General features: G+C 37.2%; 1 protein-coding gene. It reads left to right on the forward strand.

What is annotated here, in order from left to right:
- Positions 1-377 (forward strand): SHOCT domain-containing protein (locus PVK70_RS18715; protein ID WP_274441711.1); only part of this gene is annotated, 377 nt, incomplete at its 5' end.
- Between the last annotated feature and the right edge of the window lie 795 nt (positions 378-1172).

Here is a 1172-nt window from a genome sequence, read left to right on the forward strand (position 1 = left end):
GTATTTTTGGTAATGCTGGCGCGTTAAGAGCTGAAGTTATTCATGATGCGAACGAATTTGCTAAATCTAAAGGTAAGGTCGCAATACCAGTATCTTCAAATTATACTCCCTTAGGTAATGGTCCAGGTGAGTGGGCATCATTTGAATATCAGTTCCGTGTTGTAAATAAATCAGATGAAGAGGTTGTCAGAACTTCATTGCGAAAACAAGCTGATTACGTTGTTGATAAAAATATAAAAGTTGAATCGACTATAACTAATGGTTCTAACTCAGATATTTACAATGAATTAATTAAAGCACATCAGCTTTTTGAAAGTGGTGTTTTAACAGAAGCAGAATATAAGCAGATGAAAGCTAAAATATTAAGTAAATCATAGGCTTTTAGAAACTGTATAACAAATGCATCAACACGATTTACTACACCCGGCAATCTCAGTTTGCCGGGTGTTTCTCGTTTTAAGGCGTCAATATTAAGTATAATTGCATAGTAGTAAACGTGTTATGCAGGCGTTATACGAACTCTGAGAATGCAGTTTTTGGTTCAGTTCAGCGATTGAACCATTAGTTTTTCAGGTGTGAAAGTAGGGTGGTTTTCCTTTTTCTTTGTTGCCTTTTGGTGTTCGGATTATCAGGTTCGGCATTGAACTATTATTTCCCTAAGTTCAGGCATTTCAGAGGCTACTTTACGCTTCAATTGTTCTTTGGTTATGCCTCATTTTAGCCTGCATCAGTGTTTTCCTCTCAACATTTTCAATCCCAATTGTGGTTAGGATATTTGGTTTATCAGTTCCAAACTGGCTGAAACCAATTCGTGCAAATGGTGTAAGAAAAAGGGATTGTTTCGTTTCACAGTTATTGCTGTTGATTGGATATTTTGCTCGCTTAATTGAGCCAGTCTAATTAAAGTCGTTTAACAGCAAATCTTGGTAAATCAGTTCTTTACCAAGTTTACCGGAGCGAAAGCAAGGCTCGTATAACAAAGCAATCAACACGATGCTATTACACTCGGCATTCGCGGTTTGGAGTGTAATTGGTTTGGAAAGTCGGTCTTTCGCACGTGTTATTGCGGCGTTATACGTTTTCGAGGGAATGAAAAATGATAGTGGTTTACGGAATAAAAGAGAATTTAAATCCAATTAAAGCGAAATTGTCAGACGTGATCCAATCGCAGG

The sequence above is a fragment of the Aliivibrio sp. A6 genome, assembly GCF_028765505.1.
GTDB lineage: Bacteria > Pseudomonadota > Gammaproteobacteria > Enterobacterales > Vibrionaceae > Aliivibrio > Aliivibrio finisterrensis_A.